Genomic DNA, 19,159 nt, shown 5'->3' on the forward strand with positions numbered 1-19,159 from the left:
CGATCAGCCATGGAGTTAATCTGACGCCGCCTATTGTAAGGAGGGCGGATGCTCCCGAGCAATCCCAATGATCGCCCCTCGGCGGGAAATCAGGTCAATGTGGGCGCCTGGGGAAACGTTCGGTCGACGCAGATCGCGGGCGGCGACATCAACGTCAGGAAGCGCAATATCCGCGTCGGGCTGGCCGGGCTGGCGGCTCTCACGGTGTTCGGCGGCGGGTCCGTCGTCATCCTCAACGTCCAGGGTGGGGAGGCGCCGCACACCTACGAAGAGGGAATGACGCCGGACGAGGTGAAAGGCATCGGCTCGCCGGGCGGCGAGAAAGGCGCCAGGCAGACCGCCGTCATCTATCTCCAGGCCGCCGTCGCGGGCGACGCGGCGACCGCGTGCGAACTCGTGTCGGCCGACGCGCGGGCCAAGCGCTTCGCTCTGCGCGGCTGCGACAGCGTGGTCCTGGAGTACGCGGAGCGCATCGCGGACTCCAACCGCCCCGGCACTCCCGGGCGTTGGAGGGAAGCACTGGGGAAGGCGAGCACGACGGTGCGGATGCGGGGCACCGGAACGGCGGAGGTCATCGTCCGCCCGTCCGGCATCCAGCCGGTCTCCGTCACGGTGGCCAGGCAGGACGACAGGTGGCGCGTCATCGGCACATCGATCACCGGGTTGGGGCTGGACTGAGCGGACGGGGGCCGGGCGGGCGCCGGGACGGCAGTGGCGCCGTAAACATTCCGTAAACGCGGTCCGCGAGGCTGTGGGCACTGGGAAGGACAGCGGCAGGACGGTCCCGCCGCCCGCCCGAGAGGACGCTCACAATGCGCACGTTCAAGCTTCAGGTCCAGGTCAGCGCGGACGGCTACATGGCCGGCCCGAACGGCGAGATGGACTGGATGACGATGCCGTGGACCGACGACGTCGACGCCTATGTCGACGCGCTCCACGCGTCGGTCGACTGCATGGTCCTCGGCCGCAAGCTCGCGGAGGGCTTCATCCCGGCATGGGAGTCAGGGCCCGAGGGCGAGACACAGGAGTCCATCGACCAGATGAACAACACCCCGAAGGTGGTCATCTCCGACACGCTCACCGAGTCGCCGTGGAAGAACGCCGTGGTCGCGGGCGGCGACCTCACCGAGACCGTGAACCGGCTCAAGGCCGAGCCGGGCGGCGACCTCATCACCTACGGCGGCGGCACGCTCGTCCGGGACCTGATCGGACGGGGGCTGATCGACGATCTGCACCTGTTCGTCAACCCGACCGCGGTCGGGTCCGGCATGCCGGTCTTCCCGGCGGGCGGCTACCAGCGGCTCGACCTCGCCGGCTCGCGCTCGTTCGACTGCGGGATCACCGTCCTGCACTTCAAGCCGAAGCGCTGATGACCGGCGCGCCGGACCGGCGCGGTGCCGGCGGCGGCCAGGCCGGCGTCCTGGCCGCCTCGACGGCCTACTGCAACAGGTGGCGGAGCGTCGTCTCGTCGGTGACCGAGCGGTAGTAGCAGGTCGGCCGGGCCTCCCCGGACGGGAGGTTCGTGTGGCAGGCGCCGCCCGTGGTGCGGTCGACCAGGTAGAGCAGCGAGTTCTGCTCGCAGTTGACGCGCACGTCGACCAGGGCGAGGACGTCCCCCGAGGTCGCGCCCTTCCGCCACAGCTCGTTGCGGGACGTCGACCACAGGACGGCGATCCTCTCCTCCAGCGTGGCCTTGAGGGCCTGGTCGTTCGCGTATCCGATGAACAGGACCTCGCCGCTGCCGGCGTCCTGCAGGACCACCGGGACGACCCGCGCCCCGGTGGCCGCGACGCCGGCCAGCTTGTCGAAGTCCAGGGTGAGCCGGGTGCCTTCTTCGAGTTCGTTCACCCTGCCATCCTGCCCGGCCGCGCGGTGGGCGTCGTACCCGACACGGGCCGGCGGGCCCGCCGGGCCCTCTCTCAGGCCGTCCGGCCGTCCGCGCGCAGGGCCAGCGCGCCGAGGGCGGCGTAGCCGCCGGTGATCGCCGCCAGCCCGGCCGCGGGCCCGCGCGGCACGTCCCCGCGGATCAGATGCGCGACCCCGGCGGCGGTGTCGCAGGCGTCCACCATCAGGCAGAGCCTTCGCCAGCGGCGCCGCGCCGCCGGGTCGCTGATCAGGTAGCCGAGGCCGAGCGCGACCGCCCGGCTCCCGAAGATCCGGATCATGTACCTGAGCTCGGGCGTGTCCCGGTCGCCGGCGCCGGCCAGCTTCACGTTGAGGCCGGGCGCGGCCAGCGCCAGCGCTCCCCACACGACGCGGCCTCCCGCCGCCATCTCCAATGCGCGTTCCATGCCTGCGACACTCGCACCCGGCGCGGACGCGACTCGATTACCCCGCGGGTAAAGCCGCTTCGCCGGGCGGGGACGCGGGTCAGGCGGCCAGGATCGACTGGACGGTCGCCGTGATGAGGGGGGCGGTCTCCTCGGTCTTCAGGCGCTCGGCGCGGTTCTCCTCCGCGGCACCGTGCAGGACGTACTGGACGACGTTGACCAGCCACGTGATCGGCATGTCGGTGCGGAACACGCCCTCGTCCTGACCTCGGCGGATGAGCTGTTCGAGGCGGTCGGCGGGACGGCCGTGCAGTTCGCGGATGCGTCCGGCGGAAAGGGTGCCCTGGGCCGCCGTCAGCAGCGCGGCCGACTCGGCCACGAGGGACCAGCTCGACTCCAGCAGCCGGTCCAGCGCCTCCCGCGCGTTCCCGGTGAGGTCGACGCCCGCCAGCACCTCCTCGCCGGAGCGCAGCGCGTCGGCCAGGGCGGCGTCGACCAGCTCGGCCCGGTTGCGGAAGTGGCCGTAGAGCGTCATCCGCCCGACCCCGGCGGCCTTGGCGATGTCGTCGATGCTCGCGCTCGGGTCCCTGCTGAGGCTCTCGCGGGCCGCGGAGACGATGCGGGCGATGCTGCGCTCGGCGTCTGCGCGCCGGCGCCGGCCGGGTGATGCGGAAGACATGGCCCAATCCTAACTCGTACACAGAAGTACGTGTTACTCTCATCTAAGTCGTACAGTCGAGTACGAGTTAAGGAGAGAGATTCGATGACGGACAAGATCCCCGGCCCGGAGGGCGCGGGCGGCACGGGCGGGACGGCCCACCCGCTCCGCTGGCGCATCCTCGGCTTCCTCGGCATCGCCCAGCTGATGCTGATCCTCGACGTCACCGTCGTGGCCATCGCGCTGCCGCACATCGAGACCGACCTGGAGCTGAGCCGCCAGGCCGTGACCTGGACGGTCAGCGCCTACACCCTCACGTTCGGCGGGCTGATGCTGCTCGGCGGGCGGACCGCCGACCTGATCGGGGCGCGGCGGGTCGTGCTCGCCGGGCTGCTGATCTTCACGGCGGCGTCCCTGGTGACCGGGCTCGCCGGGTCCGGCGGCGTCCTGCTCGGCGGCCGGATCGCGCAGGGGGTCGGGGCGGCGATGCTGTCCCCGGCCGCGCTGTCCCTGGTGGTGAGCCTGTTCGACGGCGACGAGCGGAACAAGGCGCTCGGCGTCTGGTCCGCGCTCGGCGGCGGCGGCGCCGCGCTCGGCGTCCTGCTGGGCGGCGCCCTGACGGCCGGCCCCGGCTGGCCCTGGGTCTTCTACGTGAACGTCCCGATCGGCGTGGTGATCATCGCGGCGCTCGCCCGGATGCTGCCGCGGCAGAGCGTGCCGGGCCCCCGGGCACGGCCGGACGTCCTCGGCGCACTGCTGGTCACGGCGTCGTCCGGCGCCCTGATCTACGCGTTCATCCGCGCCGGCGACGACGGCTGGCTCAGCCCCGCGATCGGCTGGCTGGTGCTGCTGGCCGCGGTCGGCTACGTGGCGTTCGTCGCCCGGCAGAAGACCGCCCGGTCACCCATGATGGACGTCTCGCTGCTGGTGCGGCGCCCGGTGGCCACCGGCACGTTCCTGATCCTGATGGCGACCGCCCTCATGATCGCGGTGTTCTTCCTGGGCACGTTCTACTTCCAGCACGCGGAGGGGTTCGGTGCGCTGCGGACCGGCCTGCTGTTCCTCCCCGTCGCCGTCGCGACGATGTTCGGCGCCAACCTCACCGGCCGGGCCATCGCCACGGCGGGACCGCGCCGGCTCGCCGTGACCGGGCTGGTCACCGCCGCGGTCGGGATGGCCGTCCCGGCGGTGTCGATGAGCCCGCTGAGCGTGGTGATCGGCACGGCGATCGCGGGCGCCGGGACCGGGGCGATGTTCGTCGTCGCGTCGGCCACGGCGCTCGGCCAGGTGGCCCCGCACGAGGCCGGCATCGCGTCCGGGATCGTCAGCACGTTCCACGAGTTCGGGGCGTCCATCGGGGCGGCGGTCATCTCCAGCGTGGCCGCGGCGAGCCTGGCGGGACAGACCCTCGACGGGTTCACCGACGGGTTCGTCCTGGCCGCGGTCGTCGCCGCCGTGGGAGCGGCCGCGGCGGCGGTCCTGACCCCCGGCCGTCCGGCGGCGGCGTAACGGCAGGGAAACAGGCGACGCCGTTGTATCGGCGCATGACTCCCACATCACGGCGAACCGCACTCAAGGTGCTCGGCGGCGCCGCCGCTTCCGGCGGCGCCGCCCTGACGTCCCTCGGAGCGGCGCCCGCTGCCGCCGCGTCCGGCCGGATTCCTCCCGGCCTGAAACCTGGAGGCGAGCTGGACCAGCTCATCGCCGACCTCGCGGCCGGGGACCGGTTCTCGGGCTCCGTCCTCCTGACCTACCGGAAGCGGCCCGTGCTGAGCCGCTCGCACGGGATGGCCGACAGGAAGAAGGGAGTGCGAAACGGGCCGCGGACCCGGTTCGCGCTCGCGTCGATCACCAAGATGTTCACCGCCGTCGCCGTCCACCAGCTCGTCCGGAAGGGGAAGCTGAACTACACCGACAAGCTCGGCGCCCACCTGGACGGCTTCCCGGCGCACATCGCGGACAAGGTGACCGTCCACCACATGCTCACCCACTCCTCCGGCCTCGGCGACTTCCACGGCATGCCCGGGTACAGCGAGGCGTCCGAGAAATGGAACAGCCCGGACGAGGTACTCAACGGCACGGTGGACTTCATCCGGAAAGTCGATCTGGCTTTCCCTCCCGGGGCCGGAAACCAGTACAGCAACTCCGCGTACTGCCTGCTCGGGGCGATCGTGGCCGCCCTTTCGAAACAGTCCTACTACACGTACATGAAGCATCTCTTCCGGGACGCCGGCATGGGCGACAGCGGCTTCTTCACCAAACCTCAATGGCGGGCCGACCCCACGCTCGCCCACCCGTACTACAAGAAGCCCGGGTCGTCGGAATGGACCGACGGCCTCGAAGAGCACGCCTACATCGCGCTGCCGCCCGGCGGTTCCTTCGCCACGTGCGCGGACATGGACCGGTTCGCGCAGATCCTCATGAACGACGACCTGCTGGGTCCCGTCTACACCAGCCTCATGCTGGGGGCGAAGATCCCCAGACCCGACGACGAGCCATCGGAAGAACGACTCGGCACGGCGTTCGCCGGATACGGTTCGCTCACGGAACTGGCAGGCGACCAGTGGGTGCACGGGCACGGCGGTGGCAGCACCCTCGGGACGTCCGCCAACCTCGACTTCTTCCCCGCGAGCGGATGGGTCGTCGTCGTCCTCGGCAACTCCGGGGACCGGTCCAGCCAACCCATCGCCGAACTGGCCAGGGACCTTATCCTCCAACAGTGACTCCCCGCACTGGACCGCCCCTCGCCGACTCCCTCAAATGGGCGCTGCTCGTCCCGCCGCTGCTCGCTTTCGGGGGTTGGGTGGCCCAATACCCGTACGGCCTCATCGTGGTGGGCGTCATCATCGCCGTGGTGACGGCATTCGTCGCGATCGCCGTCGTCGGCTCGTCGTGGCAGCGGCCCGGTGCGGCGGTCCTGGTCGCTGTCACCGGGTTCGCCCTGCCGATCTTCGCCGGGCCGGCGCTCTACATCGTCTACATGGAGACGCTGGGCGAGTCGGCCCCCGCCGTCGTCACCAAGGTCGAGAACCGGGACGCCCGGCGCGGGGCCGACTGGTTCTGCACCGTCGTGGAGACCACGGGCGATCACACCGTCCACAAGATCTCCCAGCAGGAGAACTGCTTCGGCCAGATCAAGCCGCTCCAGAAGATCACCCTGCGAAAGGACCCGCTCGGCCTGCTCGACCCGCGCCTCCCCGACCGCCCCGGCGAGAGCGACACCCTCCTGAGCGTCCTGCTGTCAGCGGCGCTCTTCGCGGCGAACGCGGCGACCTTCCTCTACGCGGGCCTGCGCCGCAGAGGCAAGGCCCCCTCCCCAGCCGCACCCGACCTCACCTCACAGGTCAAGAGCTAACGCTCGATGGTGGAGGTCAGGGGTTAGCGTCGCGACGCCCTTCCCGACTTGACGTCTCAGGAGCGTCCCATGCCGTCGACCTCGCGCATCGTCAAGCTCGCCGCCCTGCCGGACGGGCTGCCGAGGCCAGAGCACTTCGCCGTCGTGGAGGTGCCCGTACCGGTGCCGGACGAGGGCGACGTGCTGGTGCGCAACCGCTTCTTCCAGGTCTTCCCGGCGGTGCGCACCCTGATCGGCGGCGGCGTCGAGGGCACCCCGTTCCCGCCGCTGCGGCCCGGCGATCCGCTGTTCGGGGCCGCGATCGGCGAGGTCGTGTCGGCGCCGCCGGACGCCGGGCCGCGGCCCGGCGACCTCGTCCGGCACTGGCTCGGCTGGCGCGAGCACGCCGTCATGCCGGCCGATCAGTGCTCGCCGCTGGACGACACGCTGCCCGATCCGGCCGCCCATCTCGGCCAGGCGGCCATCGCCTACGCGGCCCTGACGCGGGACGCGCCGGTCCGTCCGGGCGACACCGTGTTCGTGTCCGGCGGTGCGGGCGGGGTCGGTTCCCTGGCGGGCCAGATCGCCCGCCTGCTGGGCGCGGGCCGGGTGATCGGCAGCACCGGTTCCCGGGAGAAGGCAGGACGCCTCGTCTCGGAGCTGGGTTACGACGCGGCCCTGATCCGAGGCACGGAACCCTTCGCCGAGCAGCTCGCGAAGGCCGCCCCCGACGGCATCGACGTGGTGGTGGACAACGTCGGCGGCGAGCAGCTCCGCGCCGCGATCGCCGCCGCTCGCCACGACGCGCGCTTCGTCCTGGTCGGGACGCTCGCCGGGCAGCTGGCGCCGGACCGCTCCGGCACCACGGCCCCCGTCGAGATCGACACCTTCCAGCTGGTCGCCAAACGCATCGCGATGCGCGGCTTCGGCGGTCCGGACGGCACCGGGGAGTGGGCCGAACGGTTCGGCGCCTGGCTGCGCGCAGGGGGCATCACTTTCCCGCACGTACGCATCCGGGGCATCGGTCAGGCACCGCGGGCGTTGCACGATTTGATCGGCGGCCGGTACCTCGGGGCGGTCATCATCGAGCTCTAGACCTCCGAGAGGAGACCCGATGCGGATCAGCGACGCCGCGGCGGCGGCCGGGACGACCCCGCGGGCCCTGCGCCTCTACGAGCAGCGCGGCCTGCTGCCGCCGCCGTCCCGGACGCCGAGCGGCCAGCGCCGCTACGCCGCCGCGGACGTGGCCCGCGTGCTGACGATCCGCCGGATGCTGTCCCTGGGCCTGACGATCGAGGACCTCCGCGCCTGCGCCGACCGGCTCCACCTCCTCGACGGCGACGCGCTGCCGCCCTACGACAGCCCCGCATGCGCCCCGAGCGGCATCGCCCGCCGCCGCCTCGCCGTCCTCGACGCCGAGATCGCCCGCCTGACCGATCTTCGCGACCGGCTGGCCGCCCAAACCGGCGCCCCGGCCGACCGATGACCGGCATCGGCTTGCGGCCGGCCACGCCCGCCGACGACGAGTTCTGCTTCGAGCTGCACAAGGCCGCCATGGGCGCCTACGTCACCGCGGTCTGGGGCTGGGACGAGGAGGTCCAGCGCGGCTTTCACTCGCGCTCGTTCGACCCCGGCCACTGGCAGATCATCACCGCGGACGGCGCCGACGTCGGGATGCTCGCCGTCGACCACCGTCCCACCGAGATCTACCTCGGCCGGATCGAGCTCCTCCCCGGCCACCAGGGCCGCGGGATCGGCACCGAGCTCATCACCGCCCTGCTCGACCAGGCCGGCCGGCAGGGCAAGGCCCTGGTCCTGGACGTCCTGACCGTCAATCACCGCGCCCTCGCCCTCTACCGGCGCCTCGGCCTGCGCGAGGTGGCCCGGCACGGCGACGGCGACATCAAGATCAGGATGCGCTCCACCCCGCACAGGCCCGGCGGCGGCTGACGCTCCGCCGGTCAGGTGCTGACCGCCTTCTTGTAGAGGCGGGTGGCCAGGGGGACGAACACGACGAGGATGACGGCGATCCAGAGCAGTGACACCGGGACGGCGTGCTGGACGGGCCAGGCGTCCGAGGTCTTCAGCGCGGGGCTGGTGTTGCCGAAGAGTTCGCGTGCCGCCTGGGTGAAGGCGGAGACGGGGTTCCATTCGGCGAAGACGCGGAGCGGCGCGGGCAGTTCGGAGCTGTCGAGGAAGGCGTTGGAGATGAACACCAGCGGAAACGAGACCATGGTCGCGATGTTGTTGAAGCTCTCGGGAGTGCGCAGTGCCAGCGCGACGGCCGCGGTGACCCACGAGAACGCGTAGGCGAACAGCAGCAGCAACCCGAATCCGAGGACCGCCTTGTAGGGCGAGGTGTGCACCCGCCAGCCGACGATCAGCCCCATCGTCCCCATGACGACCAGGCCGGCGAGATTCATCAGCAGGTCGCTGATGGTCTGGCCGATCAGCACCGCGGACGGCGCCATGGGCAGCGAGCGGAACCGGTCGAAGATGCCCTTCTGCAGGTCCAGGGTGAGCGTGTAGCCGGTGACCTGCGCGCCCGTGATCACGGCCTGGACGAAGATGCCGGGAAGCAGGAACTCCTTGTACGACATCCCGGGGACGTCGATGACGCTCCCGAAGACGTAGGCGAACAGCAGCACGAGCACGATCGGGAGCATGACGACGGCGCCGAGCATGTCCGGCGACCGCCTGATCTTCAGGGTGTTGCGCCTGGCGATCGTCCAGCCGTCGGCCATGGGCATGGTGAGCGCGTTCATCGGGCGGCCTCCTCGGCCTGCGGTTCGGTGCCGGACGCCCGGCGCCCGGTCAGGGTGAGGTAGACGTCGTCGAGGGTGGGGCGCCGCAGCCCGGCGTCCCGCACCCGGACGCCCTCGCGGGCGAGCCGGCCGAGGACCTCGCGGAGCGCCTCCGGCCCGCCGGTGACCGGCACCGTGATCCGCAGCGACTCCGGGACGGTCCGCATGGCGCCGACGGCGACCCAGGCGAGGGCCTGCCGGGCGGTCTCCAGCTCGTCGGGGTCGCTCACGGCCAGCTCGATGCGGTTGCCGCCGACCTGGTCCTTGAGCTCGTCGGCGGTGCCGCGGGCGATGGCGCGGCCGTGGTCGACCACCAGGATCCGGTCGGCGAGCCGGTCGGCCTCTTCCATGTACTGGGTGGTCAGCAGCACCGTGCCGCCACGGGCGACGAAGTCGGAGATGGTGTCCCACAGCGCGGCGCGGGCGCGGGGGTCGAGGCCCGTGCTGGGTTCGTCCAGGAACAGCACCGGCGGGTCGGCGACCAGCGCGCCGGCCAGATCGATCCGGCGGCGCATGCCACCGGAGTAGCCCTTGACCGGACGGTCCGCGGCGTCGACGAGGTCGAAGCGCTCCAGCAGCTCGCGGGCGCGCGCGCGGCTGCGCTTCGCGCCCAGGTGGTACAGGCGTCCGATCATCTCCAGGTTCTCGGCGCCGGTGAGGTGCTCGTCGACGGCGGCGTACTGGCCGGACAGGCCGATGTGCGCGCGCAGCCGGGCGGCGTCCCGGACGACGTCGTGTCCGGCGACCGTGGCCCGGCCGCCATCGGGGCGCAGCAGCGTGGTCAGGACTCGCACCGTGGTCGTCTTGCCCGCGCCGTTCGGGCCCAGCAGGGCGAGCACCGTGCCCTCGGGGACGGAGAAGGTCAACTCGTCCAGGGCCGTCACCTCGCCGTATCTCTTGACCAGCCCTTCGGCGGTGATCGCGTCGCTCATGAGGGGGCTCCTTGCCGGTGTCGTCGAAAAGGTCAGGACCGGTGGACGTCGATGTCGCCCCAGTTGGTGTGCGCGTGCAGCTCCAAAACCTTGCCGGCGTCCTCGGGGCCTTCAGAGGGCGTCAGGCTGTTGCGCACCACGCCGTTCTTGGAGTGCAGGTCCAGCCAGGCGGCCGTGCCCTCGGCGATGCCGACGGCGACCTTGCCGTAGCCGTTCTCCAGGTGAACGGTGCCGCTCACCGCCGCGCCGATCCGGATCCGGCCGTGCGCGGACTTCGCGGTGACGACGGCCGGCACGCGGTCGATGTCGATGTGACCGGTGCCGGTCTTCAGGTCCAGGTCACCGGTCGCCTCGCCGATGCCGATGGAGCCGGTGGAGGTCTTCACCGTGCCGGGACCGTCGATGGTCCCGATCCGGATCGTCCCGGTGGAGGTGCTCGCCTCCGCCGGGCCGGTCACCCGGTCGACGGAGATGTCGCCGTTGGACGCCCTGGCCTCCAGGGGACCGGTCTCCTCCAGGCGCAGGTCGCCGTTCGCGCTGTGCAGGACGGTCTCGCCGAGCGGACCGGTCGCGATCAGATCCGCGGCGACCTCGGCCTCGACACGGGACCCGGCCGGCAGGGCGACGGTCACCTCGATGGAGCCGCGCCAGGAGCGCAGGTAGGCCAGCCCTTTGGGCTTCGGGCCCTTGACCAGCAGCCGTCCGCCGGAGAACTCGACGACCGTCCGCTCGGCGGCCTGCACGCTCGCCTGGTCGTCCGGGTCGCTCGGGCGCACCTCCACCTCGGTTTCGGAACGGTCGCCGGCATGGATGCGGACCTGGCCGGTGTAGACCTGGATGTCGGCGGTGATCGGTTCGGGGGTGTCGAAAGCAGGCATGGCGGAGCCCTCCTCATGGGTCCGGTGGTGAATCCCGGCCTCGGGCCGGGCGATGAGCGGTGGGGCCGGGCCGGGCTAGCGCACCCAGCCGGTGTAGCTGCGCCCGCTGTGGGACTGCTGCGGCCGGTCGGCGGGACGGCTCCCGGCGCCGGACTCGAACGCGGCCGAGATCGCGCGGACGAGCCAGGCGTTGACGGAGATCCCGTCCCTGCCTGCCGCCTCCTCCACGCGCACCTTGAGGTGCTCGGGCAGCCGCAGGGTCATCCGCGCGGTGCCGCCCTCTTCCACGGACGGCGGCACGGGCTCCCGGACGGGTTCCCGCGCGGGTTCCGCCCCGCCGGGCGAGGGCGGCGCCGGCTGCGGCGGCGTCACGACGAACGCCGGGTCACCGCCGCGCAGCCGCACCTCGACCGAGCCCGGAGCGAGATCACCGGTGATCTCGTCCGCCGCGGCCGACAGCGCCTCCAGCAGCGCCAGCCTGGCGGCCGACGCGAGAGCACCGCTGAGGCGTTCGGCCAGCTCGCGAGCGTCCGGCCCGCCCGCCTCCGCGGCGACGGCCAGCTCACGGCGGAGGTTCTCCACGTAGGGCATCAGATCCATGCCCTCACTATGACGCCATCATGACGTCAAGTCAAGTCAAAGTGACGTCACTCCGCTTTAAGGTGGCGTCACCGGCTGGCCGGGACGTGATTCCAGGTCGAGCATCATGTCGAGCGACCGGAGTCCGTCCGGGCCGGTGAACGGGCCGATGTGCCGGAAGCCGTTCTTCTCGTAGAAGCGGATGGCACGGGCGTTGTCGGCGAGGACGCCGCCCCACAGGATGATCCTCGTCCGGCCGAGCTTCCGGACGACGTCCGTGAGGAAGGGGAAGGCCAGCGTCCCCAACTGGCGGCCCTGGAACGCGTCGGCCAAGGTGGGCCCGAAGCGGCAGTCGGACGTCTCGGTGAGCTGGACGCCTGCGGCACGGTAACGCGCCACGTCCTCGTCAACGAGGGCGAGGCTGAGCTCGAAGAGGCCGACGATCGTCCTGGAAGCCGCGTCTTCGAGCACCAGCCGGAGCTTGTCGTAGCGCGCGATCGCGTCGCACAGCTCCCGGGCCGCCGCAAGGTCGTACCCGTCGAACGTGCTGAACCGCCGCGACTCGCCCGAAAGCCCCCGGAGGAATCCGGCGAGTTCCTCCGCGTCGGCGTGGACGAGCGGCCGAAGCACGACCTCGGGACCGTCACGCAGGCTCAGCCGATACGTCAGAACCTCCGGAGCCTCAGCGATCTCCCCAAGCGTGAGCACTCCGACACCTTCTCAGTCGCTGCGACGGCTGTGCGCGGGCTTCGCGGTGACGCCGTGCTCTACTGCCAGGTGGCGGTGTCAGGGTCGATGCCGTGGGCGCGGGCGCCGGCGTCGATGATCCGGCGGAACCATGGGGCGAGGCCGGCGCGGATGCCGTCGTAGTGCGCGGCGAATCCCGGGTCGGCCTCGAACATGCGCCCCAGGCAGACCTGCATCTGCCTGGTGAGCGGAAAGTACGAGGAGAAGACCTCGCGGTGCCGCTCGACGAGTTCGTTCGCTTCCGGGCTGCCGGGTGCGACGCCGGCGTCCATCGCGTCACCGAGGGCGCGGTCGAGGTCGGCAACGGCGTCGGCGACGGCCTGCCACTCCTCCGGACCGCGGGACGCCGCGCGTTCGGCGAACTGCTGCCACTGCGGCGTGTGTCCGTAGCGTCGGCGGGCCTCGGCGACCCCGTCCGGGTTCCACTCGGGGCCGAAGATCGCGGCCTACTGCTCGGCGGTCAGCAGCAGGCCGCGCTCGTGGGCGTCGATCATCCGGTCCAGCCCGGCGCCGAGCCGCCGGAGGCGGTCGATCCGTTCGGCTATCTGGGCGCGCTGCGCCCGCAACGCGCCGGGCACGTCCGCGGTCGCGTCGTCCAGGAGCTCCCGGATCCTGTCCAGGCCCAGACCGAGCTCACGGTAGACGACGATGCGGTGCAGGCGTTCCAGATCACCGGCGGTGTAGAGCCGGTAGCCGGCGGCCGTGCGCAGCGTCGGGCGCGCCAGGCCGACCTCGTCCCAGTGGTGCAGCGCACGGACCGTCACACCCAGACGCGTCGACACCTGACCGACGGTCAGGCCATCGGCGTCGGTGGCATCAGGCATGCTCCTCATTGTCGTCCCGGCCGAAACCCGGTGGGGTGATCCCAACGGCTTCAAGGTCCCGCGCCTCCTGACTTTCCGGATCGAAGGGCTTGGCCGCGGTGAGGACGACCCGCGCGTTCTCCGGGGTGATCACCTCCACGTCCCGAGTGTTCCAGGGGGTGTCGCGGGGTCCTTCGACCGAGTCCGGGCGCATCGCACGGCAGTCCTCGGCGAGGGAATCGACCTGGCTGAGCACGCACGCGAAACTGACGCTCATCGCCGGTGGCTCGTCCAGGACGCTCTCCGCCTGGACGAGGAGTACGTCCTGGAACGCCCACCGGCGCAGATGCACGAGCCTGCCGGGGATGCCGAACAGTTCGAAGAACCCGAGCCCGCGGATCCAGAAGTCCACCGACGCCGCCAGGTCGTTCGTCGGGATCGTCACGAACGCGGGCATTCCATAGATGCCGCGGTACGGCTCCGGCGGGACCGCGTCCGGGCCGGGAGCGGGTACGGGGCTGATCTCGAACGCGCTGTAGTGGTCGCTCATGCACCCCACCTTCGAGCCTCACGCAACGTGAGGGTCAAGCCGTGCGCGCTCGAGCAGTTCGGCGGTCGCCTCCCACAGGCGCCGCTCCCGGGCGCGGTCGTGGGCGACCGGCTGCACGTCGGTCACCTTGGTCTTCACCACGAACGCGCCGTCGCGCACGTGTGCCCACTTCTCATCGAGGGCCATCGCCGCCAGCAGCGGCCCCGAGCGTCGCGGCGTCGACACACCGGGCACGCGGCCCAGAGCACGGCCCATCGCCTGGACCCCCTTGGGGGCACCACGGCTCAGCGCGGTGCCGGGCATCCAGCCCGGTTCGAACACCGACACGTTGATCCCGTCGCCTACATGGCGCTGCAACTCATGGGCGTAGTACAGGATCGCGAGCTTGGCGTTGGAGTACGCGACGCCGGAGGCGGTCATGCCCGGCACCTGCTCTCCCTTGGCCGGACGGGCGAGCTCGACCGGATCGGCCCACTCGGCCTCGGCCACGTGCAGCAGCTTGCGCCAGAAGTTGGCGTGATAGGTGTTCGAGCCGAGCAGCACGACCCGCGCCGGGGCGGTGAACGATCCGAGCAGGTCGCCGATGAGCTGGGCGTGGGCGAGGTGGTTGACGGCGAAGGTCATCTCGTAGCCGTCGGGCGAGGCCTGCCTGGTGTCGGCCGACATGATGCCCGCGTTGGCGACCAGCGCTCGCAGCGGCCGGACGGCGCCGGTGGAGAGCAGGTCGCGCACCGTGGCCGCGGCGGCTCGCACGTCGGCCACGCGCGACAGGTCGCAGCCGATCTCGCGGACGCGGGCACCTCGCGCGCGGGCCTCGTCGGCGACCGCGGTCAGCTCCCGCCCGGCGCGGCCGAGCAGGAGCAGGTCGGGACGCCGCCCGTGCGGGCGTCCGGCCATGGCCAGCGCCGCGTGACGGCCCAGGTTGCGGGTCGGGCCGGTGATCAGAACGGTTCCGGGTTCGGTCATGGCCCCAGCCTGCGCGCCCGGCCGAGCCGCAGGCAGTCGTCCGGTTTTCGTAGGACTGCCAGGGCCAGGACAATTCCATGCGGATCGCGCAGACTGGATCGCGTGGAAGCGTGGGAGTTCGGCCGGACGGTGCGCCGCCGGCGCGACCGGCTGGCACCCGAGGCGGTCGGCGTGCCGGTGGGCCGCCGGCGGCGGGCCAGCGGGCTGCGACGCGAGGAACTGGCCGCGCTCGCCGGCATCTCGACCGACTACCTGACCCGCCTGGAACAGGGGCGCGCGACCGCGCCGTCGGCGCAGGTGGTGGAGTCGCTCGCCCGAGCGCTGCGCCTGCCCGACACCGAACGCGACCTGCTGTACCGGCTGGCCGGGCACGCCGCGCCCGGCCCGGACGTCGTGCCGTCGCGGGTCACGCCCAGCGTGCAACGCCTGCTCGACCGGCTGTCGCACACCCCGGTGGCCGTGTACGACGCCGGCTGGACGCTCGTGCTGGCCAACGCGCCCTACGACGCGCTCATGGGCGACACGACGGCGTGGCGGGGCCTGGAGCGCAACGCCGTCTGGCGCAACGTCGCCCGCCTGCCCTCAAGAGTCGTCCACACCCCGCAGGAGCAGGCCGAGCACGAGGCCCGGCTCGTCGCCGACCTGCGCATGACGGCCTCCCGCTACCCCGCCGACCGCGCCCTGCGCCGCCTGATCAGCGACCTGACCTCCGGCAGCCCCCGCTTCGCCGAACTCTGGGACGCCGAGGCCCCGCCGCCCCTGCCCGACCCGTCCCGGCACAAGACCATCGACCACCCGTCGGTCGGCCCGATCACCCTCGACTGCGACACGCTCTTCGTCGCCCTCGACGACCTGCGCATCACCGTCTACACCGCCGAACCCGGCACCGAAGACGCCGACCGCCTCTCCCTGGCCACCGTCCTGGGCCTCCAATCCACGGTCTCCTGACCTGACACAACGACCGGGTTCTTTAACCGAGCAGGAAACGGATCACCTTGTTGGTGTGGCCGATCAGGCGGCAGACAGCGAAATAGGCGAACGTGAGGGCGAACGTGGCGAGCGTGACCGGCACCCAGAATCGATCGACGATGTTCCGGTCGGCTTTCGCGGCATTGTTGTGGTCGCCGCGCACGTACCGGACCTTGACCCTGTCTCCGGGGTCCGGCAGCTTTCCCCAATCGCTCTGCTCGATCTTGACCCGGACGCTCTGGCCGTCAACGGTGGTGAACGCCACCACCAGGTGGCCGCTCTTGTAGCCCTCCTCTGCCTCGATGACCCGCGCGAACGTCTCTTCGCCCGCACGCATGCGGTCGATCTCGGCGATGAAGAACCCCAGCGAGATGAGACCGAAGAAGGCGGCACCGAGCATGCAGCCGACGGCCTGCCCCCGTGACTTGTTCATGCATCTTGGACGCGCGGTGGCCGCGCACGACCGCATGTTTCAATGGCCGTCCTCGGTCACACGGCCCCGTTGCCACCGGCCGTCAGCGGCTACGTGGCAGGTAATCGCCGCACGGCCGGTGGCGCTGTCACGGTCGGCTCGTGCGCCCCGGTTGTCGATCTGAGGAGGCCGACCATGTCCGCTATTGCCACGCCTACGAGCACGCGAGCAGTGGTGGAGGAGTTGCTGCGCCGGATCGGTGAAGGCGACCCGGAACGGATCGCTGCGATGTACGCCGAGCACAGCGACTGGAAGCTGGACTGGCCTGAAACCGAGCACGGCCGCGCCGCTACCCCCTGGATCCGGCACCGGTCCAGCCGTGCCGATGCCGCCGCCCACTTCAGGGAAATCGCCGAGCACCACGTCCCGGAGAAGGCAGACACCCGGGCTGAGCGCATTCTCGTGGACGGCAATGACGCGGTGGTGCTGGGGGAAATCCGGCAGACGGCCCGCTCCACCGGACGCGCTTACCGAGCCCGGTTCGCCCTGCACCTCACGGTCGAGAACGGCCTGGTCACCCGACACCACGTCTACGAAGACAGCCTCGCCGTCGCCCAGGCCTTCACCCCCTGATCAGCAACGGCGACCGGTTGGTGGCCGGGGCTTGTGCTGCCAGACGGACAGCGAAGGTGCCGGTTCAGAGTGTCCGCCGCGCGTTTCATCAGGCCGCATGCGCCACACACCCCCCGTCAGGTCACTTCTCATGTGGTGAGTGGGATGTAGTCATCGTCGTGTGGCGAGAAGATCAGGAAGCGGGCGGCGGGGCGTGAGCGAGCCCAGGCCAGAACTTCTTTCTCGGTTCCCTCGTAATCCTCGACGCCGGCCACCGCGCCGTCCCGGCGGGGAGCGGGATAGTGCTCCTGCCAGGAAGCAACCCATGTCCCGTCGGAGTACCTCTGCACGAATACGGTGCCGTACCCCGGGGTGGGCTTCCCGGTCGGGACGGCGCGCGGGGCTGCATCCCGCGCGCCGTTCCGGTCGGAATGGTAGTCGCGGTAGAGCGGGGACGATTGGCTCATCTCCGCAGGATCGCGACCAGACTCGATGACCGTCAAGGGATCAGGCGGGCCTGTAGGCGGCATCGGACGGTTGGGTGCCCAGGTCGTCGGCGCTTCCGAAGCGGTAGCTGCTGGCGGTCAGGTGGAAGCGGACACTCTTGCCGAAGATGTACCAACGGCCCGGATAGCCGCTGACGGTCCAGGTGGCCTGGTGCACCACGCTGCCGGTCTGCACGGTGTCCTCGAAGGCCTTGTAGCCGTTGGGCGTCCAAAAGACGGTCGGACCGGCGGGCAAGGGGCCTTTGTCGGTGAAGTTGTAGGTGTCGCCGTTCCGGACGGGGTTGCCTTCGGGATGGGCGGGGCTGTAGTAGAGCCGTTCGCCTTCGAACCCTAGCGATGCCAGGTTCCTCGAGGCACTGAACCCCACCGGCTGTCACGAACAGGCCAATGGCCCCGGCCGCCGCAACAGGTCGGGGGATAAAGCTGATCGGACGCATGATCCTCCAAGCTTTGGAGCTGTCGCCCTATGGGAGCGGGGAGCCGTCAGGCGGAGGTACCAGAGTGATCATGCGGAGCCCGGACGACGCTCGACAAGGCGTTCGATGTGACCTTTGTGGACAATCACCGTTAAATCTGATCAAGAATCCTGTTAACCCGGCAGTTTGGGGCACTTCGCTCGGGTTGGTGTCACCAGAGCACAGAGTCACTGTGTGTGACGACGGTCACGGTGTCCGGCGCTGCGTTGATGTCTCGTTGCCTGGTGCTGACCTGGGCTGATGGGTCGGCGAATACGGTGTTTGCCGAGGCGCCGATGAATCGGGTGCAGCCTGCTGCTACGGCCCGGTTGACCTGGTTGAGGAGCGCATGGTCGGCGGTGTCTTCCCTGCCGGCTTGCCCTGGCCGGCCGCGACGATCGCGGTGCGGGGCCCGCCGAGTTGGGCGAGGGGCGTCCATGCGGGTGGTGACCGTGGCCGGTCTGGCCTTGGAGCCGATGAAGTTCTCGACGTCGAGGCCAGGAGGCCGTCCGGTGCGGCGGCGGATGCCATGGGCTGGTTGTCGGCTCTCGACCAGCGGGGTGACGCCGTCGCCGTTCTTGGCCTCAATGAGGCGGAACGACTCTCCGGCCAGCGCTGGCCATGCGATCGCGACGGTGAGGTTGTCCGAGCCGCCGTGGTCGAGCCCCAGTACGACCGCCCTGGTTCTTGCCGTGGTCATCGAGCCTAGGATCTGGCGGATGAGTCTCATTCAGCGCATCAAAGACGATCCTGAGATAGTCGATCTGCTTGTTCACCCGTTCGACTTCGACCTCGAACGGCCGTACTGGGTCGGCGAGGACGAGACGCTGCGATCCGGGCAGCGGAAGGAAGCCATCGCAGGCGCCGCGAGCGGGGACGGCTACTTCTTCTGCGGTGAGGGCGGCGAAGAACGGCCCGTGCTCTATCTGTCGAGCGACGGAATGACGAGCCTGGTCGCGGAGAACCTGGCTGACCTGTTGACCCTTGTCGTCGTCGCCCCCTGGTGGCTGAGCTGCCTTTCAGGCTGGCAGGACGGTGTGGACGGTATGCAGGCGATCTCCGAGAAATGCCGGGCAGAGTTCATTGAGGACATCCCTGAACTCGTGGAAAGTCAAAGACAAGTCGCTTCCAGGCTCGGTCTTGACCTGACGTCCGACGTCATGACCCGGTTGCTGTCCGCGGCCCGACGCACCGATCCTGACTTCATACTCGTCCATGCGGAAGGACACGAACTAGAACCACTGGTTCCAGCCGCAGCATCCGACTGATCGGCCTTGCCGCGGACCGGGACCGGTCGAGCGCGCGGGCCCAACTGGACCGCCCCGCCGCGATGGCGCCTTAGACATCATCTCATTTGGTTTGGTGGCGGTAGCCTGCGGTCGTGGAAATGGTCGAGCGGCTGGTGCCAGAGGAGTTGTGGGAGCTGTTCCAGCGGGTGGTGCCGCCCGCTCCGACGCGGCCGCAGGGCGGTGGCCGGCGCCGGTACGGGGATCGTGAGGTGCTGGCGGCGATCATCTTCGTGGCCACCACAGGTTGTACGTGGCAGCAGTTGCCGCCGGTGTTCGGGCCGTCGGGTCCTACCGCGCACCGGCGCTTCACCGAGTGGACGGCGGCACGGGTGTGGGCCAAGCTGCACCGGTTGGTGCTGGACGAGCTGGGTGCGCGCGGTGAGCTGGACTGGTCG

Annotated in this window: 28 protein-coding genes; 12 read left to right on the plus strand and 16 right to left on the minus strand. The window is 70.7% G+C overall.

The genetic code is table 11. The annotated features are described in order from the left end of the window. Nucleotides 1–48: 48 nt before the first annotated feature. Nucleotides 49–678, plus strand: coding sequence for a hypothetical protein (locus BM339_RS29380; RefSeq protein ID WP_143118646.1), 630 nt, complete (start codon nt 49–51; stop codon nt 676–678). Between the two features lie 134 nt (nt 679–812). Beyond that, on the plus strand, nt 813–1,370 hold the full coding sequence (locus BM339_RS29385) for a dihydrofolate reductase family protein (RefSeq protein WP_075022928.1): 558 nt from the start codon (nt 813–815) through the stop codon (nt 1,368–1,370). Nucleotides 1,371–1,437: 67 nt separating this feature from the next. Here BM339_RS29385 and BM339_RS29390 read toward each other — a convergent pair whose 3' ends face one another. The 3 genes from BM339_RS29390 to BM339_RS29400 form a co-directional block, all read right to left on the minus strand. Then, nucleotides 1,438–1,848, minus strand: coding sequence for a phosphoribosyl-AMP cyclohydrolase (locus BM339_RS29390; protein WP_021594306.1), 411 nt, complete (start codon nt 1,846–1,848; stop codon nt 1,438–1,440). Between the two features lie 71 nt (nt 1,849–1,919). Further along, nucleotides 1,920–2,291 carry a hypothetical protein gene (locus BM339_RS29395; RefSeq protein ID WP_075022929.1) on the minus strand — a complete coding sequence of 124 codons (372 nt, stop codon included), beginning with the start codon at nt 2,289–2,291 and terminating at the stop codon, nt 1,920–1,922. Nucleotides 2,292–2,370: 79 nt separating this feature from the next. After that, the gene (locus tag BM339_RS29400) at nt 2,371–2,949 is read right to left on the minus strand and encodes a TetR/AcrR family transcriptional regulator (protein ID WP_021594308.1); all 579 of its coding nucleotides are present in this window, start codon (nt 2,947–2,949) and stop codon (nt 2,371–2,373) included. 84 nt (nt 2,950–3,033) lie between these two features. On the opposite strand from BM339_RS29400, the gene BM339_RS29405 reads away from it, so the two are divergent. The 6 genes from BM339_RS29405 to BM339_RS29430 all read left to right on the plus strand — a co-directional run bounded on the left by BM339_RS29405 (nt 3,034) and on the right by BM339_RS29430 (nt 8,212). Then, nucleotides 3,034–4,437, plus strand: a complete 1,404-nt coding sequence (locus BM339_RS29405; RefSeq protein ID WP_075022930.1) for an MFS transporter — start codon at nt 3,034–3,036, stop codon at nt 4,435–4,437. Between the two features lie 35 nt (nt 4,438–4,472). Continuing rightward, on the plus strand, nt 4,473–5,651 hold the full coding sequence (locus tag BM339_RS29410; RefSeq protein WP_075022931.1) for a serine hydrolase domain-containing protein: 1,179 nt from the start codon (nt 4,473–4,475) through the stop codon (nt 5,649–5,651). Then, a complete protein-coding gene (locus BM339_RS29415; RefSeq protein WP_075022932.1) occupies nt 5,648–6,283 on the plus strand; it encodes a hypothetical protein in 636 nt (211 codons plus the stop codon). The genes BM339_RS29410 and BM339_RS29415 overlap by 4 nt, the downstream gene beginning before the upstream one ends. A gap of 69 nt (nt 6,284–6,352) precedes the next feature. After that, nucleotides 6,353–7,357, plus strand: coding sequence for an MDR family NADP-dependent oxidoreductase (locus tag BM339_RS29420; protein WP_075022933.1), 1,005 nt, complete (start codon nt 6,353–6,355; stop codon nt 7,355–7,357). Nucleotides 7,358–7,376: 19 nt separating this feature from the next. After that, on the plus strand, nt 7,377–7,748 hold the full coding sequence (locus BM339_RS29425; RefSeq protein WP_075022934.1) for a MerR family transcriptional regulator: 372 nt from the start codon (nt 7,377–7,379) through the stop codon (nt 7,746–7,748). Further along, nucleotides 7,745–8,212: a GNAT family N-acetyltransferase gene (locus tag BM339_RS29430; protein WP_075022935.1), complete on the plus strand. Its 468-nt coding sequence runs from the start codon at nt 7,745–7,747 to the stop codon at nt 8,210–8,212. Before BM339_RS29425 ends, BM339_RS29430 begins: the two co-directional genes overlap by 4 nt. A gap of 11 nt (nt 8,213–8,223) precedes the next feature. Here the strand turns inward: BM339_RS29430 and BM339_RS29435 are convergent, their stop codons facing one another. The 9 genes from BM339_RS29435 to BM339_RS29470 form a co-directional block, all read right to left on the minus strand. After that, nucleotides 8,224–9,027 carry an ABC transporter permease gene (locus BM339_RS29435; RefSeq protein ID WP_021594315.1) on the minus strand — a complete coding sequence of 268 codons (804 nt, stop codon included), beginning with the start codon at nt 9,025–9,027 and terminating at the stop codon, nt 8,224–8,226. Continuing rightward, nucleotides 9,024–9,998: a daunorubicin resistance protein DrrA family ABC transporter ATP-binding protein gene (locus tag BM339_RS29440; RefSeq protein ID WP_021594316.1), complete on the minus strand. Its 975-nt coding sequence runs from the start codon at nt 9,996–9,998 to the stop codon at nt 9,024–9,026. The genes BM339_RS29435 and BM339_RS29440 overlap by 4 nt, the downstream gene beginning before the upstream one ends. 32 nt (nt 9,999–10,030) lie before the next feature. Further along, nucleotides 10,031–10,876 carry a DUF4097 family beta strand repeat-containing protein gene (locus BM339_RS29445; RefSeq protein WP_075022936.1) on the minus strand — a complete coding sequence of 282 codons (846 nt, stop codon included), beginning with the start codon at nt 10,874–10,876 and terminating at the stop codon, nt 10,031–10,033. Nucleotides 10,877–10,951: 75 nt separating this feature from the next. Next, the gene (locus BM339_RS29450; protein WP_021594318.1) at nt 10,952–11,476 is read right to left on the minus strand and encodes a hypothetical protein; all 525 of its coding nucleotides are present in this window, start codon (nt 11,474–11,476) and stop codon (nt 10,952–10,954) included. Between the two features lie 57 nt (nt 11,477–11,533). Next, nucleotides 11,534–12,163, minus strand: coding sequence for a GNAT family N-acetyltransferase (locus BM339_RS29455; RefSeq protein ID WP_075022937.1), 630 nt, complete (start codon nt 12,161–12,163; stop codon nt 11,534–11,536). Nucleotides 12,164–12,222: 59 nt separating this feature from the next. Further along, the gene (locus tag BM339_RS51795; RefSeq protein WP_256255507.1) at nt 12,223–12,642 is read right to left on the minus strand and encodes a TipAS antibiotic-recognition domain-containing protein; all 420 of its coding nucleotides are present in this window, start codon (nt 12,640–12,642) and stop codon (nt 12,223–12,225) included. 6 nt (nt 12,643–12,648) lie between these two features. After that, nucleotides 12,649–13,026, minus strand: coding sequence for a MerR family transcriptional regulator (locus BM339_RS51800; protein WP_256255502.1), 378 nt, complete (start codon nt 13,024–13,026; stop codon nt 12,649–12,651). Beyond that, nucleotides 13,019–13,555, minus strand: coding sequence for a VOC family protein (locus BM339_RS29465; protein ID WP_075022938.1), 537 nt, complete (start codon nt 13,553–13,555; stop codon nt 13,019–13,021). The genes BM339_RS51800 and BM339_RS29465 overlap by 8 nt, the downstream gene beginning before the upstream one ends. A gap of 18 nt (nt 13,556–13,573) precedes the next feature. Beyond that, on the minus strand, nt 13,574–14,521 hold the full coding sequence (locus BM339_RS29470; RefSeq protein WP_075022939.1) for an SDR family NAD(P)-dependent oxidoreductase: 948 nt from the start codon (nt 14,519–14,521) through the stop codon (nt 13,574–13,576). Between the two features lie 102 nt (nt 14,522–14,623). On the opposite strand from BM339_RS29470, the gene BM339_RS29475 reads away from it, so the two are divergent. Next, nucleotides 14,624–15,469: a helix-turn-helix transcriptional regulator gene (locus tag BM339_RS29475; RefSeq protein ID WP_075022940.1), complete on the plus strand. Its 846-nt coding sequence runs from the start codon at nt 14,624–14,626 to the stop codon at nt 15,467–15,469. 22 nt (nt 15,470–15,491) lie between these two features. Here BM339_RS29475 and BM339_RS29480 read toward each other — a convergent pair whose 3' ends face one another. Next, nucleotides 15,492–15,890, minus strand: a complete 399-nt coding sequence (locus BM339_RS29480; protein WP_024934694.1) for a DUF3592 domain-containing protein — start codon at nt 15,888–15,890, stop codon at nt 15,492–15,494. 207 nt (nt 15,891–16,097) lie between these two features. Between BM339_RS29480 and BM339_RS29485 the strand changes: the two genes are divergently transcribed. After that, the gene (locus BM339_RS29485; RefSeq protein ID WP_075022941.1) at nt 16,098–16,535 is read left to right on the plus strand and encodes a nuclear transport factor 2 family protein; all 438 of its coding nucleotides are present in this window, start codon (nt 16,098–16,100) and stop codon (nt 16,533–16,535) included. Between the two features lie 128 nt (nt 16,536–16,663). Here the strand turns inward: BM339_RS29485 and BM339_RS29490 are convergent, their stop codons facing one another. The 3 genes from BM339_RS29490 to BM339_RS48965 form a co-directional block, all read right to left on the minus strand. Continuing rightward, nucleotides 16,664–17,017: a hypothetical protein gene (locus BM339_RS29490; RefSeq protein WP_143118647.1), complete on the minus strand. Its 354-nt coding sequence runs from the start codon at nt 17,015–17,017 to the stop codon at nt 16,664–16,666. A 4-nt stretch (nt 17,018–17,021) separates the two neighbouring features. Continuing rightward, entirely contained in the window at nt 17,022–17,387 is a 366-nt protein-coding gene (locus BM339_RS29495; protein ID WP_075022943.1) for a hypothetical protein, read from the minus strand. A 260-nt stretch (nt 17,388–17,647) separates the two neighbouring features. Beyond that, the gene (locus BM339_RS48965) at nt 17,648–18,175 is read right to left on the minus strand and encodes a hypothetical protein (protein ID WP_143118648.1); all 528 of its coding nucleotides are present in this window, start codon (nt 18,173–18,175) and stop codon (nt 17,648–17,650) included. Between the two features lie 19 nt (nt 18,176–18,194). On the opposite strand from BM339_RS48965, the gene BM339_RS29500 reads away from it, so the two are divergent. Further along, the gene (locus BM339_RS29500) at nt 18,195–18,743 is read left to right on the plus strand and encodes a hypothetical protein (RefSeq protein ID WP_075022973.1); all 549 of its coding nucleotides are present in this window, start codon (nt 18,195–18,197) and stop codon (nt 18,741–18,743) included. A gap of 113 nt (nt 18,744–18,856) precedes the next feature. Continuing rightward, nucleotides 18,857–19,159: IS5/IS1182 family transposase (locus tag BM339_RS29505; protein WP_075022974.1), on the plus strand; the 303-nt coding region annotated here is incomplete at its 3' end.

Origin of the sequence: Actinomadura madurae (assembly GCF_900115095.1) — a bacterium.
Taxonomy (GTDB): Bacteria; Actinomycetota; Actinomycetes; order Streptosporangiales; family Streptosporangiaceae; genus Spirillospora; species Spirillospora madurae.

Coding starts and splice junctions, on each gene's coding strand:
- BM339_RS29420 (WP_075022933.1), top strand. CDS start 6,353: ATGCCGTCGACCTCGCGCATCGTCAAGCTCGCCGCCCTGCCGGACGGG.
- BM339_RS29425 (WP_075022934.1), top strand. CDS start 7,377: ATGCGGATCAGCGACGCCGCGGCGGCGGCCGGGACGACCCCGCGGGCC.
- BM339_RS29405 (WP_075022930.1), top strand. CDS start 3,034: ATGACGGACAAGATCCCCGGCCCGGAGGGCGCGGGCGGCACGGGCGGG.
- BM339_RS29410 (WP_075022931.1), top strand. CDS start 4,473: ATGACTCCCACATCACGGCGAACCGCACTCAAGGTGCTCGGCGGCGCC.
- BM339_RS29400 (WP_021594308.1), bottom strand. CDS start 2,949: ATGTCTTCCGCATCACCCGGCCGGCGCCGGCGCGCAGACGCCGAGCGC.
- BM339_RS29440 (WP_021594316.1), bottom strand. CDS start 9,998: ATGAGCGACGCGATCACCGCCGAAGGGCTGGTCAAGAGATACGGCGAG.
- BM339_RS29430 (WP_075022935.1), top strand. CDS start 7,745: ATGACCGGCATCGGCTTGCGGCCGGCCACGCCCGCCGACGACGAGTTC.
- BM339_RS48965 (WP_143118648.1), bottom strand. CDS start 18,175: ATGACCACGGCAAGAACCAGGGCGGTCGTACTGGGGCTCGACCACGGC.
- BM339_RS29445 (WP_075022936.1), bottom strand. CDS start 10,876: ATGCCTGCTTTCGACACCCCCGAACCGATCACCGCCGACATCCAGGTC.
- BM339_RS29480 (WP_024934694.1), bottom strand. CDS start 15,890: ATGCTCGGTGCCGCCTTCTTCGGTCTCATCTCGCTGGGGTTCTTCATC.
- BM339_RS29380 (WP_143118646.1), top strand. CDS start 49: ATGCTCCCGAGCAATCCCAATGATCGCCCCTCGGCGGGAAATCAGGTC.
- BM339_RS29395 (WP_075022929.1), bottom strand. CDS start 2,291: ATGGAACGCGCATTGGAGATGGCGGCGGGAGGCCGCGTCGTGTGGGGA.
- BM339_RS29435 (WP_021594315.1), bottom strand. CDS start 9,027: ATGAACGCGCTCACCATGCCCATGGCCGACGGCTGGACGATCGCCAGG.
- BM339_RS29470 (WP_075022939.1), bottom strand. CDS start 14,521: ATGACCGAACCCGGAACCGTTCTGATCACCGGCCCGACCCGCAACCTG.
- BM339_RS51800 (WP_256255502.1), bottom strand. CDS start 13,026: ATGCCTGATGCCACCGACGCCGATGGCCTGACCGTCGGTCAGGTGTCG.
- BM339_RS29385 (WP_075022928.1), top strand. CDS start 813: ATGCGCACGTTCAAGCTTCAGGTCCAGGTCAGCGCGGACGGCTACATG.
- BM339_RS29485 (WP_075022941.1), top strand. CDS start 16,098: ATGTCCGCTATTGCCACGCCTACGAGCACGCGAGCAGTGGTGGAGGAG.
- BM339_RS29465 (WP_075022938.1), bottom strand. CDS start 13,555: ATGAGCGACCACTACAGCGCGTTCGAGATCAGCCCCGTACCCGCTCCC.
- BM339_RS29500 (WP_075022973.1), top strand. CDS start 18,195: ATGAGTCTCATTCAGCGCATCAAAGACGATCCTGAGATAGTCGATCTG.
- BM339_RS29450 (WP_021594318.1), bottom strand. CDS start 11,476: ATGGATCTGATGCCCTACGTGGAGAACCTCCGCCGTGAGCTGGCCGTC.